General features: G+C 55.4%; 14 protein-coding genes. All 14 read left to right on the forward strand.

Going from position 1 to position 13,809, the window contains the following annotated elements; all coding sequences use genetic code 11:
- The first annotated feature begins 141 nt into the window (after positions 1-141).
- The 14 genes from accA (at position 142) to rpoS (ending at position 13,759) form a co-directional block, all read left to right on the forward strand.
- Complete coding sequence (gene accA / locus ACUN9X_RS11730) at positions 142-1,095, forward strand: acetyl-CoA carboxylase carboxyl transferase subunit alpha (RefSeq protein WP_260037947.1); 954 nt, start codon at positions 142-144, stop codon at positions 1,093-1,095.
- A 43-nt stretch (positions 1,096-1,138) separates the two neighbouring features.
- Positions 1,139-2,404, forward strand: a complete 1,266-nt coding sequence (tilS, locus tag ACUN9X_RS11735; protein WP_445473231.1) for a tRNA lysidine(34) synthetase TilS — start codon at positions 1,139-1,141, stop codon at positions 2,402-2,404.
- 86 nt (positions 2,405-2,490) lie between these two features.
- Positions 2,491-4,119, forward strand: coding sequence for a CTP synthase (locus ACUN9X_RS11740; RefSeq protein ID WP_260037943.1), 1,629 nt, complete (start codon positions 2,491-2,493; stop codon positions 4,117-4,119).
- Positions 4,120-4,185: 66 nt separating this feature from the next.
- A complete protein-coding gene (kdsA, locus tag ACUN9X_RS11745; protein ID WP_445473232.1) occupies positions 4,186-5,031 on the forward strand; it encodes a 3-deoxy-8-phosphooctulonate synthase in 846 nt (281 codons plus the stop codon).
- Between the two features lie 70 nt (positions 5,032-5,101).
- Positions 5,102-6,397 (forward strand): phosphopyruvate hydratase, encoded by a 1,296-nt coding sequence (gene eno / locus ACUN9X_RS11750; RefSeq protein ID WP_445473233.1) that lies wholly within the window; start codon positions 5,102-5,104, stop codon positions 6,395-6,397.
- 83 nt (positions 6,398-6,480) lie between these two features.
- Positions 6,481-6,753, forward strand: a complete 273-nt coding sequence (ftsB, locus tag ACUN9X_RS11755) for a cell division protein FtsB (protein WP_260037939.1) — start codon at positions 6,481-6,483, stop codon at positions 6,751-6,753.
- Positions 6,754-6,784: 31 nt separating this feature from the next.
- Complete coding sequence (gene ispD, locus ACUN9X_RS11760; protein WP_260037937.1) at positions 6,785-7,486, forward strand: 2-C-methyl-D-erythritol 4-phosphate cytidylyltransferase; 702 nt, start codon at positions 6,785-6,787, stop codon at positions 7,484-7,486.
- Between the two features lie 24 nt (positions 7,487-7,510).
- A complete protein-coding gene (ispF, locus tag ACUN9X_RS11765) occupies positions 7,511-7,990 on the forward strand; it encodes a 2-C-methyl-D-erythritol 2,4-cyclodiphosphate synthase (protein ID WP_260037936.1) in 480 nt (159 codons plus the stop codon).
- A complete protein-coding gene (gene truD / locus ACUN9X_RS11770; RefSeq protein ID WP_445473234.1) occupies positions 7,987-8,973 on the forward strand; it encodes a tRNA pseudouridine(13) synthase TruD in 987 nt (328 codons plus the stop codon). The genes ispF and truD overlap by 4 nt, the downstream gene beginning before the upstream one ends.
- Positions 8,974-9,157: 184 nt before the next feature.
- A complete protein-coding gene (gene surE, locus ACUN9X_RS11775) occupies positions 9,158-9,907 on the forward strand; it encodes a 5'/3'-nucleotidase SurE (RefSeq protein ID WP_260037934.1) in 750 nt (249 codons plus the stop codon).
- Complete coding sequence (locus tag ACUN9X_RS11780; RefSeq protein WP_445473235.1) at positions 9,907-10,563, forward strand: protein-L-isoaspartate(D-aspartate) O-methyltransferase; 657 nt, start codon at positions 9,907-9,909, stop codon at positions 10,561-10,563. Before surE ends, ACUN9X_RS11780 begins: the two co-directional genes overlap by 1 nt.
- Positions 10,560-11,543, forward strand: coding sequence for a DUF368 domain-containing protein (locus ACUN9X_RS11785; RefSeq protein WP_445473236.1), 984 nt, complete (start codon positions 10,560-10,562; stop codon positions 11,541-11,543). The genes ACUN9X_RS11780 and ACUN9X_RS11785 overlap by 4 nt, the downstream gene beginning before the upstream one ends.
- A gap of 227 nt (positions 11,544-11,770) precedes the next feature.
- Positions 11,771-12,580, forward strand: coding sequence for a peptidoglycan DD-metalloendopeptidase family protein (locus ACUN9X_RS11790; RefSeq protein ID WP_445473467.1), 810 nt, complete (start codon positions 11,771-11,773; stop codon positions 12,578-12,580).
- Positions 12,581-12,733: 153 nt separating this feature from the next.
- Positions 12,734-13,759 (forward strand): RNA polymerase sigma factor RpoS, encoded by a 1,026-nt coding sequence (gene rpoS, locus ACUN9X_RS11795; RefSeq protein WP_260037930.1) that lies wholly within the window; start codon positions 12,734-12,736, stop codon positions 13,757-13,759.
- Positions 13,760-13,809 lie beyond the last annotated feature (50 nt).

Raw genomic sequence — 13,809 nt, forward strand, 5'->3', positions numbered from 1 at the left:
TAGCAACACTGCTATGCGGGCGAAAAGGGTAACATTATACCAATGTCCGCTTTTTCAGGTGGTACAGGCCTGTTAATTTGATCACAACAAATACTTCAGGCGTCTCGGAAGTCGCCTCTGAGCCAATGACGACGGAAGATCATGAATCCCAACTATCTGGATTTTGAACAGCCCATCGCCGATCTTGAGGCCAAAATCGAAGAGCTTCGATTGGTCGGTAACGACAGTGACATCAACATCACTGATGAAATCAGTCGCCTCAAACACAAAAGTGTCACCCTCACCGAAAGTATTTTTTCGAATCTGACGCCCTGGGATATTGCGCGCCTCGCGCGTCATCCACGTCGTCCCTACACCCTTGATTATCTTGAGATGGTGTTTGATGATTTCGATGAGCTTCATGGTGATCGCCACTATGCTGACGACTTGTCGATAGTCGGCGGTCCGGCCCGGCTCGATGGTCGGCCAGTAATGGTCATTGGCCATCAGAAAGGGCGCGAAGTGCGCGACAAGGTAAAGCGTAACTTTGGTATGCCCCGGCCTGAGGGTTATCGCAAGGCGTTGCGTCTGATGGAAATGGCGGAGCGTTTCCGTATGCCCATCCTGACGTTTATTGATACACCGGGTGCCTATCCGGGTATCGGTGCCGAAGAGCGGGGCCAGAGCGAGGCAATCGCGTATAACCTTGCCGTGATGTCGCGTCTCAAAACACCGGTTATTTCGACGGTGATTGGCGAAGGCGGCTCGGGCGGTGCGCTGGCGATTGGTGTATGCGATCGTTTGTACATGCTCCAGTATTCCACCTATGCCGTGATTTCGCCCGAAGGCTGTGCCTCGATTCTCTGGAAGAGCGCTGAACATGCCGCACAAGCTGCTGAAGCCATGGGCATCACTGCTGACCGCCTGAAGGAGTTGAAGTTGGCGGACAAGGTGATTCCCGAGCCTATGGGGGGTGCTCATCGTGCACCCAAAGAAATTGCGAAGGCGTTGAAAGAACAGCTCAAGGCTGGACTGGACGAACTTTGTGCCTTGTCTACAGAAGATCTGGTTAGCCAGCGCTATGAGCGGCTGACGTCTTATGACACCGGTCGGTGATCGGTGTGACCCTTCGACATGGCCTGATGCATTGCGCCAGGCCATGTCCGCTCTCCCTCCCTCGAAAACCTTCTATATCGCCCTGAGTGGCGGTGTTGATTCACTGTTCCTGTTACATGCGGTTGTAGGCTGGTTCTCGGCCCGGCGGGACGTCGCTGTGCGTGCGGTTCACGTCAATCATCAGCTTCAGGGCAGTGCTGATCGGATGGAAGCTTTCTGTCAGTCGGCCTGTGATGCGCTCGGAGTAGTGTTGACTGTTCGCCGGATCACTATAGGCCAACCAACTGACAGCCTGGAAAATCAGGCCCGGAAAGCCCGATATCGTGTCTTTGAGGATGTCCTTGGCGCCGGCGACCTGTTGCTGCTGGGACATCATGCAGATGATCAGGCGGAAACTGTATTGTTTCGACTGGTTCGGGGGAGTGGGGTGCGGGGGCTCTCCGGTATGCCTGTCACACGGCGGCTCGGGAGCGGGGCGCTATATCGTCCTCTGTTGCCAATGACGCGTGAGATGATCGCCGATCTCGCCCGCGGCTGGGGACTGACCTGGCAGGATGACCCGACCAATTCCGATACCCGCTTCGACCGAAACTACCTGCGTCACGAGGTGTTGCCTTCAATCAGGCAGCGCTGGCCGGCTGCACTGGATGGTATCGGACGCTCGGCCCGGCACTGCGAAGAGTCCGAGCAATTGAGTCGGTCGCTCGCGACCTATCAGCGACGTGATATCGAAGATGATCAGCAGCGGCTCAGAGTCAGGCCATTGTCAGCGTTGCCGTTTGCCGAACAAAAAAACCTATTGCGCTGGTGGATAATTGATCATGGCTGCACGCCGCCAGGCGCCGCCAAACAGGCGCAGGGTTTTCCGGATTTGCTTGCGGAAGATCCAAGGCGCACACCGGAGCTCTGCGCTGAAGGCTACCGGATACTGCGCTATGCTGATTGTTTGTATCTGGTCATTGATCAGCCTGAACCACCGGCGCGCGTTATTTGGGAAACGACTGGAGTGTTGCAGTGGGATCAGTTTGACTTGGAGCTTCAGCCTGAAAGGGCGGCACCAGCCGAGCTGGTAGTGACGCGCCGGCAGGGTGGTGAGCGTTTTCGTCCGCGGCCCGGCGGGCCTTCCCGGCCGCTGAAAAAATGGTTGCAGGAACAGGCTGTGCCACCCTGGGAAAGGGACCGTCTGCCACTGGTGTGGTATTCAGGCGAGCTGGTAGCAATAGGTGATCTTTGGCTTGCACGGGGCGTTTTGGCAGAGAATCAACCCTTGCCATTGCGGATTGTCCGGAGGCGGATTTTCGTTGAGTAGGCTGGGGCCTTCTGGTACTCTGGTGCCCCATCTTGAGATGACAATCTCCCTCCTTCACCGAACCTGATAAATCACACGGAAACTGCATGACGCGTTATATTTTCGTCACCGGCGGTGTCGTGTCCTCATTGGGCAAGGGGATCGCTTCTGCATCCCTTGCGGCAATACTTGAGGCGCGCGGCTTAAAGGTCACAATTCTCAAGCTGGACCCGTACATCAACGTCGATCCGGGCACTATGAGCCCGTTCCAGCACGGCGAAGTGTTCGTTACCGAAGACGGTGCCGAAACAGACCTTGATCTCGGTCACTACGAACGGTTCATCCGCACGCCCATGAGTCGGCGTAACAATTTCACGACCGGTCGTGTGTACGAAGAAGTCATTCGTAAAGAGCGCCGTGGTGATTATCTGGGCGGAACCGTCCAGGTGATTCCCCATATTACCGACGAAATCAAACGTCGTGTGATCGAGGGGGCCGCGGGTGCGGATGTGGCGCTGATTGAAATTGGCGGCACAGTCGGTGATATCGAGTCGTTGCCTTTCCTCGAAGCGACGCGTCAGATCAAGGTCGAAGTCGGGTCGCAGCGTGCGTTGTTCATGCACCTGACGCTGGTGCCTTATATTGCCACCGCCGGCGAAATCAAAACCAAGCCGACCCAGCATTCTGTGAAGGAAATGCGCTCCATCGGCCTGCAGCCCGATATCCTGTTGTGCCGTTCCGAGCACGAAGTGGATGCCAGCTCCCGCCGCAAGATTGCTTTGTTTACAAACGTTGAAGAGCGAGCGGTTATTCCGCTGCAGGATGCAAGTTCGATCTATGCGATTCCTGGCATGCTGCATCGCTTCGGGCTGGATCAGATTATTATCGACCGGTTTGGCCTGGAAGCGGGGCCTGCTGATCTTTCCGAATGGGAAGCCGTGGTTGAGGCACAGCTGAATCCTGAGCACGAAGTCACCATCGCGATGGTCGGCAAGTACATGGAGTTGCTGGACGCCTACAAATCCTTGATTGAATCCCTGCTGCACGCGGGCATCAAGACGCGGACCAAGGTCAACATCAACTATATCGACTCTGAAATTATTGAGCGCGATGGCACCAGCGTACTCGAATCTGCAGATGCCATTCTGGTTCCCGGCGGTTTTGGCGAGCGTGGTGTAGAGGGTAAGATCGAAACGGTACGCTATGCCCGTGAGAACAAGGTGCCTTATCTGGGTATCTGTCTGGGCATGCAGGTGGCCGTTATTGAGTATGCCCGCAATGTGGCGGGCCTCAAGGACGCACACAGTACTGAATTCCGGGCTCAGACACCGGCACCTGTTGTGGGTTTGATTACCGAATGGCTTGATGCCACCGGTGAACGGGAAATTCGTGACAGCGCCTCGGATCTTGGCGGCACCATGCGCCTTGGGGCGCAGGATTGCACACTTTCGGAAAACTCGATTATTTCCCAGTGCTACGGCCGCAAAGTCATTCGCGAACGCCATCGCCACCGCTTCGAGGTGAATAACCGCTTCCTGCCTGAACTTGAAAAAGCAGGTCTGCGAATAGCGGGTCGTTCGACAGATGGGGCACTGGTTGAAGTGGTGGAAGTGCCAGACCATCCCTGGTTTGTCGCCTGTCAGTTCCACCCGGAATTTACGTCAACACCCCGTGACGGCCACGCGCTCTTCAAAGGATTTGTTGAGGCCGCGTTGCTTCGAAAGAAAAACAGTTAAACAGATGCGCCGGCAGGGGAATCCCCAGCCGGCGTTCTTGTTTGTATTGCAGGAGCCTGACCCGCCATGTCACAGAAAACCCTGACCGTTGCTGATCTTTCGATTTCCAATGATTTGCCGTTTGTGCTGTTTGGCGGCATGAATGTCCTTGAATCACGGGATATGGCCATCGAAGTAGCCGACGCTTATGTCGAGGCAACCCGTAAACTGGGCATACCCTACGTATTCAAGGCTTCGTTTGATAAAGCCAACCGGTCCTCAATATCCTCATTCCGTGGTCCCGGACTGGATGCCGGCATGGAAATCCTGCGGGACATCAAGGATCGGTTCGGCGTACCGGTTATTTCAGACGTCCATGAGCCCTGGCAGGCGAAGCCTGCAGCAGAGGTATGCGAGATTATTCAGTTGCCGGCCTTTTTGAGCCGTCAGACTGATCTGGTAGAAGCGATGGCGCGAACGGGTGCCGTCATCAATATCAAGAAAGCCCAGTTCCTTGCGCCGCAGGAAATGAAGCACATTATCAACAAGTGCCGTGAAGCCGGTAACGACCGGCTTATTCTGTGCGAGCGTGGTTCCAGCTTCGGCTACAACAATCTGGTTGTTGATACGCTGGGGTTCGGGATCATGAAGGCGTTTGAGTACCCGGTCTTTTTTGACGTCACTCACGCGTTACAGCAGCCCGGTGGTCGAGCGGACTCGGCCGGCGGTCGCAGAGCCCAGGTGACAGAGTTGGCGCGTGCTGGCATGTCCCAGGGGCTGGCGGGGCTTTTCCTTGAGGCACACCCTGATCCGGAAAAGGCCAAGTGCGACGGCCCCTGTGCATTGCGACTGAAGCAGCTCGAGCCGTTTCTCCGGCAGGTAAAAGCGCTAGACGATCTGGTCAAGTCATTTGACCCGATTGATACGGCCTGACAAACGCTTGCCCCGAATACAGATTCTGTTGACTGACTATTGAACCTTGATCGTATTGGAGACTTGAAGAATGACCAAGATAGCGGATATCAAAGCGCGCGAGATTCTGGATTCGCGTGGCAACCCGACTGTTGAAGCTGACGTGATTCTGGCGTCAGGCACAATAGGTCGTGCTTGCGCGCCTTCCGGTGCTTCTACCGGTTCCCGTGAAGCATTGGAATTGCGTGACAAAGACGCAGCGCGTTACTTGGGTAAGGGCGTTCTCAAGGCGGTTGAAGCAATCAACGGTCCTATCCGTGACGCCTTGCTTGGCAAGGATGCGGCGGAGCAGCGCGCGCTCGACAAGATCATGATTGAGCTTGATGGCACGGACAACAAGGCTAATCTTGGCGCCAACTCTATTCTGGCGGTATCGCTGGCAGCGGCAAAAGCTGCAGCAGCCGATCGTAATCTGCCACTGTACGCCCACATCGCTGAACTTAACGGCACGGCGGGTCAGTTCTCAATGCCCGTACCCATGATGAATATCATCAATGGCGGCGAGCATGCTGACAATAATGTCGATATCCAGGAGTTCATGATTCAGCCTGTGGCGGCGACATCATTCCGCGAAGCGTTGCGTATTGGTGCGGAGATCTTCCACAGCCTCAAGAAAGTACTGCAAGGTAAAGGCCTGAGCACTGCAGTTGGCGATGAGGGTGGCTTTGCGCCCAACCTGCCATCCAACGAAGCAGCGCTGGCGGTTATCCAGGAAGCGGTGGAAAAGGCCGGATACACCCTGGGCAAAGACATTACGCTGGCGCTCGACTGCGCGTCTTCGGAATTCTACCGTGATGGTCAGTATGATCTCGCAGGTGAAGGGCAGAAGTTCTCGGCAGAAGGGTTCGCCGACTACCTCGCCGGCCTGACCGAGCGTTTCCCGATTGTTTCAATTGAAGATGGTATGGATGAAAGCGATTGGGATGGCTGGGCCGTCCTGACACGTAAAATCGGCGACAAGGTGCAGCTGGTTGGCGACGACCTGTTTGTGACCAATACCGCGATTCTGAAGCGGGGCATTGAAAACAGCATTGCCAACTCGATCCTGATCAAGTTCAATCAGATTGGCAGCCTGACCGAGACCCTGGACGCGATCAAAATGGCTCAGGATGCGGGCTATACCGCAGTTATTTCTCACCGTTCAGGTGAGACTGAAGACACCACGATCGCTGATCTGGCCGTCGCTACCTGCGCAGGCCAAATTAAGACGGGTTCACTGTGCCGCTCTGACCGTGTGGCCAAGTACAACCAGTTGCTGCGTATTGAGCAGGAATTGGGCAGCAAGGTACCGTATCGCGGCCTGAGTGAAATAAAAGGACAAGGTTGATCGCGATTCAACCAATTCTCAGCTAAACTCTAACGATCCTGCCGTGTTGGGACTCGTTATTAAAGTTGAATCAGGGATTTCAGATGAAGGTGTTGTGGGCTGTCATGGCTGTTTTTATCGTCGTTCTGCAGGTGCGCCTGTGGATTGGCGAGGGTAGCTTTGCGCAGGTCTGGCAGCTTCAGCAGAAGATCGGAGTTCAGCAGGCTGAGAATGCCAAGCTCGCAAATCGCAACGAGCGTCTCTATGCGGAGGTGCGTAACCTCCGCAGTGGTCAGGGCGCGATCGAAGAGCGCGCCCGCATGAATATGGGCCTGATCCGGGAAGATGAAACCTTTTTCCTTGTGGTTGAGCCCTGATTCTCCATCCGGCTTTTTTTTGGTTAATTCCATGACCCATCGGCACTATTGGCTAGTGATACCCGCTGCAGGTATCGGTCAGCGTATGGCCGCCGACATTCCCAAGCAGTACCTTCACATAGACGACCGCTACATCATCGATATTACCCTGTCGCGCTTGCTGAGCACCGGCCATTTTGCCGGCTGTGTTGTGGCGCTTCATCCGGACGACACACAATGGCCATTGACGGACAGTGCGTCCGACGAGCGTATCATCACCTGTATTGGCGGGGCTGAGCGGGTAGATTCGGTGCGATCCGGCCTCGATATCCTGTCAGACAGGGCGGCGAAAGACGATTGGGTACTCGTGCACGATGTAGCGCGACCCTGCCTGAACCTTGCAGATCTTGCCCGATTGATCGAGACCCTTGAGGATGAACCGGTTGGTGGCTTGCTGGCGGTGCCAGTGAGCGACACCATCAAGCGATCAGGTAACGCCGGTCAGGTCGAAACGACAGTGAACAGAGCTGATCTCTGGCGCGCGATGACGCCACAGCAGTTCCGTTATGGACTGCTTGTTGAGGCTCTTGCGCAGGCACAAGCCGATGGTGCGACGATTACTGACGAGTCGTCCGCGGTCGAGGCGGCGGGTTACCACCCCCGGCTGATCGAGGGGCGGGCTGACAATATCAAGATTACGGTGCCGGAAGACCTGGCGCTGGCTGGCTGGATTCTCCGGCATCTTGATAACTGAGCGAATTTTATAATGGAGTGCGCAATGCGGATCGGACAGGGTTATGACGTACACGCTTTTTGCGAAGGTGATGCCATCATCATCGGCGGTGTACGAATCCCTCATGGCAAAGGGCTGAAAGCACACTCTGATGGCGATGTATTGTTGCACGCGGTGGCTGACGCCTTACTCGGCGCTGCAGCGCTGGGAGATATCGGTCATTTCTTCCCGGATACCGACGAAGAATGGCGCGGTGCGGACAGTCGTGTGTTGCTGCGAGCTGTCAGAGATGCCGTTGCGGCCCAGGGCTTCCAGGTTGGTAATGTCGACAGCACTATTATTGCCCAGAAACCGCGGATGGCAGAGCACGTGCCCTTGATGCGCGCGAATATCGCCGAGGATCTGGGTATTCCGCTGGCGTCGGTGAGTGTCAAAGCAACAACGACCGAGAAACTTGGCTTTACCGGCAGGGAAGAAGGCATTGCATGCGATGCGATCTGCCTGATCAAGGAACAAAACCAATGAGTCAGTGGCGACTTGACTGGCCAACTGCCTCAGGGCCCCGCCTTGGCACTGCCGTAATCCGCCAGACGCCAGCGGACTTCATGGTTGACGAACTCGTGCGACCGGACACATTCACAGGCGACGGCGAACACCTGTGTCTGCGGATCGAAAAAACCGGCGACAACACCGAATTTGTGGCGCGGGAGCTGTCCAGGTTGGCCGGCTGTCGCGATTTTGATGTCAGCTTTTTCGGCCTGAAGGACCGGCATGCGGTCACACGGCAGTGGTTCAGTCTCTATCGTCCCGGACGAACGGATGATCAGACCCTGATCTCAAAGGTTGGCGAGCGCTGGCCGGTGCTGGAAAGTACGCGGCATATTCGCAAGCTACGGCGGGGTGAGCACTCAGGTAACCACTTTCGTTTGTGTTTGAGAGAAATAACGGCGGATCGCATTGAAGTCGACCAGCGTTTGAAGCTGTTATCCGAAACCGGAAGCCCGAATTACTTTGGTTCGCAACGCTTTGGTTTCGGCGGTAACAACATCGAACAGGCCGTCAAGCAAGGGGGCAGGCCCCGTAGAGGCAAAAGCTTTCGCGCGGGAATGGCATTTTCAGCCGCCCGTTCATGGCTGTTTAACGAGGTGCTGGCGGAGCGTGTTGTCCGGAACAGCTGGATGACGCCGATAGACGGTGAGCCGGACCGGGCCTGCGTTTCTGGCCCGCTTTGGGGTGATGGCGGCACCGCTGCAACCGGTGAACTCGAAGCTCTGGAGCGAGAAGTGGTCGCCCGAACCCCGGAAGTGGCCGCTGTTTTCGGTAGTACACGCATGAAGCCCGAGCGTCGACCATTGATGCTACCGCTGAGCAACCTGAGCTGGCGGTGGCCAGAAGAAAGAGTACTGGAGCTTGAGTTCAGTCTGGAGCCTGGCGGCTTCGCCACCAGCTTTTTGGCCGAATTTATTGATGTCGTATCTGGTGACAGTGTGCCAAAGCCGGCATCATAGGGGTAAGTAGCCGATACGTTGAGTCGCTGCCTGATAGTTTGTAGTCCGCGACGGTCTTTTTAATATTTCGCCCGAGCGCTTGTTCGGCTGAAGGCGGACCGGGCAACGCTGAATCTGTCAATTTCGCCGGCAACGATGAGATCGCTGCCGGCTTGCAATGGCCCTATTGGTAATGGAGAGTCTCGTGCATATTTTGCTGTCCAACGATGACGGAGTACATTCACCAGGTTTGAGAGCGTTGTATGACGAGCTCACCGGGCTGGGGGAGCTTCGTGTTGTTGCACCTGACCGCGATCACAGTGGCGCCAGCAATTCGCTGACCCTGAGTCGCCCGTTGACTGTTGAAAACCACCCCGGTGGTTTTTTGTCGGTAGATGGCACCCCAACTGATTGCGTGCATCTGGCCGTGCACGGCCTGTTTGATTGTCGTTTTTCACGGGTGGTCTCCGGGATTAACACCCACGCCAATCTCGGCGATGACATTATCTATTCCGGCACTGTCGCAGCCGCAATGGAAGGTCGCACGCTCGGCTTGCCGGCTATCGCGGTGTCGCTGGTGAATAACGGCAAGATGCATTACGAAACGGCAGCACGCGCGGTGAGGCATTTGCTCGAGAAGGAAGCATCGCTGGCACTGGGTCCCCGCTGCCTGCTTAACGTCAATGTGCCGGACGTGCCATGGGACGAGCTTGCAGGCTTTCAGGTTACCCGTCTGGGGCATCGGGGGCGTGGCGAGTCGGCGATTCCGACGACCTGTCCCCGAGGACGCGAGCGGTTCTGGATTGGTGCGGCAGGTGCAGGCGATGATGCCGGTCCCGGCACAGATTTTCATGCGGTGCAGAATGGCTATGTGTCTGTCACCCCCATTCAGGTGGATATGACGCGCCATGAAGTGCTGGATTCCCTGAGTAACTGGTTAAAAGCGGAGCGTTAATGGTGTCTGAACTTCAGGGCATCGGAATGACCTCTCGCCGCACACGAATGAGACTGGTGCAGCGTTTGAGAGAAGCCGGCATTAAAAATGAAGATGTGTTGTCAGCGCTGGCGGAAACGCCACGCCATATCTTTCTGGATGAGGCGCTCTCGCACCGGGCTTATGAAGACACAGCTTTACCAATTGGCTATCAGCAAACCTTGTCCCAGCCTTATATCGTTGCCCGGATGACCGAAGTGCTGATGGCGCATTCACCATCACGGGTGCTCGAACTGGGGACCGGCTCGGGTTATCAGACCGCTATTCTGGCTCAACTCGTGGAAGAGGTTTTCAGCGTTGAGCGGATCAAGCCACTTCAGGATCGTGCGCGAGAGCGCCTGCGGACCCTGAAGCTGCGCAATACGTTACTGCGCCACGCAGATGGAGGCATGGGCTGGCCAGACAAGGGACCGTTTGACGGCATTATTGTCACAGCGGCGCCAGCAAAAGTTCCGGAAGACCTGCTGCCTCAGTTGGCGGATGGTGGTGTCATGGTCATTCCCCTTGGAGAACATACCCAGATGCTGACGCAGATTATCCGGCGCGGTGACAATTACGATATGACGGACATTGAGCCGGTGCGCTTTGTGCCTCTGCTGGGCGGGGTAGTGCGATGACTGACCCGAATCAACAAGCCGGGCAGGCCACGAGCCACCACCCGGTGGGCATTTTTTTACGCGGCCTGGCGATGGGCGCAGCCGATATCGTGCCCGGCGTTTCAGGCGGCACTATTGCCTTTATTACTGGTATCTATGTGCGCCTGCTGTCTGCGATCAGCGGTTTCCCAGGGGCTTTCTTCGGCGAGCTTTTGAAAGGGCGTGTTAACGCTTTCTGGCGACGGGCAGACGGTAATTTTCTGGTGCTGCTGTTCGGCGGTATTCTGGTGAGCATCGCCACTCTTGCTGGCCTTATCCGCTATGCGCTGGAGGCCTATCCGGTCTATCTCTGGAGTTTCTTCTTCGGCTTGATTGTGGCCTCGGCCTGGCATATCGGGAAAGAAGTGCCGCGCTGGACGCTGGCCAAATTCGCTGTGCTGGTGGCGGGTGCGCTCATCGCCTGGTGGATCACCGAGTTGTCGCCGGGGCAGGCCACAGTGAACAACTTCACGATTCTGGGGGCAGGGGCACTGGCAATATGCGCGATGATTCTCCCGGGAATTTCCGGCAGTTTCATTCTGTTGATGCTGGGCATGTACGGGCCTGTGCTTCAGGCGGTTAACGAATTGCAACTGGACCGGCTGGCGTTGTTTATGACAGGTTGTGTTATTGGTCTGCTTTCAATAGCGCGGGTTCTTTCGTGGGCGTTCAGTCGCTACCGCGATCTTATGCTGGCTCTTCTGACCGGGTTCATGGTGGGAGCACTGAACAAAGTCTGGCCCTGGAAAGAAGTGATCAGCTGGCGGACCAACAGCCATGGCCAACAGGTGCCCCTGCAAGAAGCGAATTTGTCACCGATGTCATTTACTGACATTACCGGTGAACCGGCACATCTGATGACGGCCATCATTATTGCGATTGCGGGCCTTGTGCTGGTGCTTGGAATGGAGTGGTTCGGTCGGGTGCACGACAGTAAAAAAACTGGCCTGATAGACAGTTGACGCGTGAGCGCTGTCTCATCAGGTGTTACCTGGCATGTTACCCACGGGAACATTGCCGTACATTAAGTAACTTTAACCAGTATAAGAAATGTGCAATAAATTAGAGGCTTATATTGCACTCTTCACGCGCTGCACTATTTTTAATACAAATGTGAAATAAAAAAGAAGCTGTTATATCCGTGAGCTTTGAAGATCGTACCGATGATCGAAGGAATATCACGCCCGTGATGTTCCCGGTAAAAGCGTACCGGCGTCTTTTCCCCCGAGGCCTCGGCCTCTGGCTTATCTGTGTTTTTTTTCCTCTTTTCGTGCTTTCTGGCTGTAACACTGCATCCATCTATCAGGACGACGCTTATAACCCGCCGGTTTATTGGGGACAGCATGTCGTCAGATCTGGCGAAACGCTTTACAGCATCGCCTGGCGCTATGGGCGCGATTATCGGGAATTGGGCGATGCCAACGGTATGTCGCCCCCATACCGGTTGCAGGTGGGCCGGGTTTTACGGCTGGATCTGCGCGGCAATGTACCCAGTGGCTCTGCCACAAAATCCCGACCAACGGTGGCCTCAAAGCCCGCGGTTCGTCCCAAGGCAACCCCCAAGCCAAAAGTGCAAAAACGCCCGAAATCCAGTGAGCCGCTGGCGAAACAGTCACAGGTTGTCTCTAACATTCAATGGCACTGGCCCAATGTTGGCCCCGTAATTGCAGGTTATTCTACGTCAGGAAAAGTCAATAAGGGTGTTGATATTGCAGGAAAAGCGGGTGATCCGGTCAAGGCGGCTGCAAGCGGAAGTGTGGTGTACGCAGGCAGCGGACTACTGGGATACGGCAACCTGATTATCGTCAACCACAATGAGCATTTCCTGAGCGCATATGCGCACAACCGCAAGATTCTGGTGCAGGAGGGAGAGAACGTAAGGGCGGGGCAACTCATCGCGGAGATGGGGAGCAGCGGATCACGTTCGGTCAGATTGCATTTTGAAATAAGAAAAAATGGCAACCCGGTGGACCCAATGCATTATCTACCGCCGAGATGATGATCTGGAAAGCCCGAAAATAATTGAAAAAACAACGACTGTAATCGGCCTGAAAAATAAATATGAAATAAACAGGTATTAGAACAGCAGGCGCTCACTGAATAACAAGAATTATGTGGGTGACAAACGGGGTTTTAAGGCGGGGCAAAGACTATGTCAGATCGAGAAGAATTGATTGTCGACCGTATTGTGGATGCTGATGAAGAATCTGAAGATGAAGCGGAAACCCTGATCAAAGTCGATTCCGACGACGATCAGACTGAAGATGAATCTGAGATAACCTCTAAATCAAAGTCGGGAACTGCACGAGCAGCGGCTACCCGTTTTTATAGCAGTACCAGCCAGAAGCAGCTAGACGCAACGCAGCTGTACCTCAACGAAATCGGCTTTTCGCCGCTTCTCACTCCGGAAGAAGAAGTCTACTTCGCGCGGCTTGCCCGCAAAGGCGAAGAGTCCGGCCGTAAGCGAATGATCGAAAGCAACCTTCGTCTGGTGGTCAAGATCGCGCGTCGATACGTGAACCGCGGTCTGACACTGCTGGACCTGATCGAAGAAGGCAACCTGGGCCTTATCCGTGCGGTTGAAAAGTTTGATCCGGAGCGGGGCTTCCGATTCTCGACTTACGCCACCTGGTGGATCCGCCAGACGATTGAGCGGGCGATCATGAATCAGACCCGGACCATTCGACTGCCAATTCATGTGGTCAAGGAGCTGAACCTCTACTTGCGTGCAGCCCGTGAGCTGACCCAGAAGCTGGATCATGAGCCGTCGGCAGAAGAGATCGCCCTTAAAGTCGATAAGCCGGTCAATGATGTTAAGCGTATGCTTGGTCTTAACGAGCGCGTTACATCAGTTGATACGCCCATTGGCAGCAGTGGTGAAAAGTCCTTGCTGGATACAGTCGCGGATGAAGCGGCAACCGATCCGGCCGATCTGCTCCAGGACACCAACATGCGCAGCTGCATTGAGCGCTGGGTAGATCAGCTTAGTGACAAGCAGCAGGAAGTGCTCTGCCGTCGATTCGGATTGCGCGGCTATCAGACCAGCACGTTGGAAGAAGTCGGTCAGGAGATTGGCCTGACCCGGGAGCGCGTTCGCCAGATTCAGGTCGAAGCGTTGCGTCGCTTGCGTGAAATTCTTGAAAAGGAGGGCCTGTCCGGCTCAACCCTGTTCAAGTGAATCCGTGATCGTTTGGCGCTGCTTGTAAACATTCCAGGCGCCATAAACTG

Source organism: Marinobacter sp. V032 (genome assembly GCF_052645435.1).

Bases quoted from the DNA above. Each gene is read 5' to 3' on its own strand.
- accA (WP_260037947.1), top strand. From the start codon at position 142: ATGAATCCCAACTATCTGGATTTTGAACAGCCCATCGCCGATCTTGAG.
- tilS (WP_445473231.1), top strand. From the start codon at position 1,139: ATGTCCGCTCTCCCTCCCTCGAAAACCTTCTATATCGCCCTGAGTGGC.
- ACUN9X_RS11740 (WP_260037943.1), top strand. From the start codon at position 2,491: ATGACGCGTTATATTTTCGTCACCGGCGGTGTCGTGTCCTCATTGGGC.
- kdsA (WP_445473232.1), top strand. From the start codon at position 4,186: ATGTCACAGAAAACCCTGACCGTTGCTGATCTTTCGATTTCCAATGAT.
- eno (WP_445473233.1), top strand. From the start codon at position 5,102: ATGACCAAGATAGCGGATATCAAAGCGCGCGAGATTCTGGATTCGCGT.
- ftsB (WP_260037939.1), top strand. From the start codon at position 6,481: ATGAAGGTGTTGTGGGCTGTCATGGCTGTTTTTATCGTCGTTCTGCAG.
- ispD (WP_260037937.1), top strand. From the start codon at position 6,785: ATGACCCATCGGCACTATTGGCTAGTGATACCCGCTGCAGGTATCGGT.
- ispF (WP_260037936.1), top strand. From the start codon at position 7,511: ATGCGGATCGGACAGGGTTATGACGTACACGCTTTTTGCGAAGGTGAT.
- truD (WP_445473234.1), top strand. From the start codon at position 7,987: ATGAGTCAGTGGCGACTTGACTGGCCAACTGCCTCAGGGCCCCGCCTT.
- ACUN9X_RS11780 (WP_445473235.1), top strand. From the start codon at position 9,907: ATGGTGTCTGAACTTCAGGGCATCGGAATGACCTCTCGCCGCACACGA.
- ACUN9X_RS11785 (WP_445473236.1), top strand. From the start codon at position 10,560: ATGACTGACCCGAATCAACAAGCCGGGCAGGCCACGAGCCACCACCCG.
- ACUN9X_RS11790 (WP_445473467.1), top strand. From the start codon at position 11,771: ATGTTCCCGGTAAAAGCGTACCGGCGTCTTTTCCCCCGAGGCCTCGGC.
- rpoS (WP_260037930.1), top strand. From the start codon at position 12,734: ATGTCAGATCGAGAAGAATTGATTGTCGACCGTATTGTGGATGCTGAT.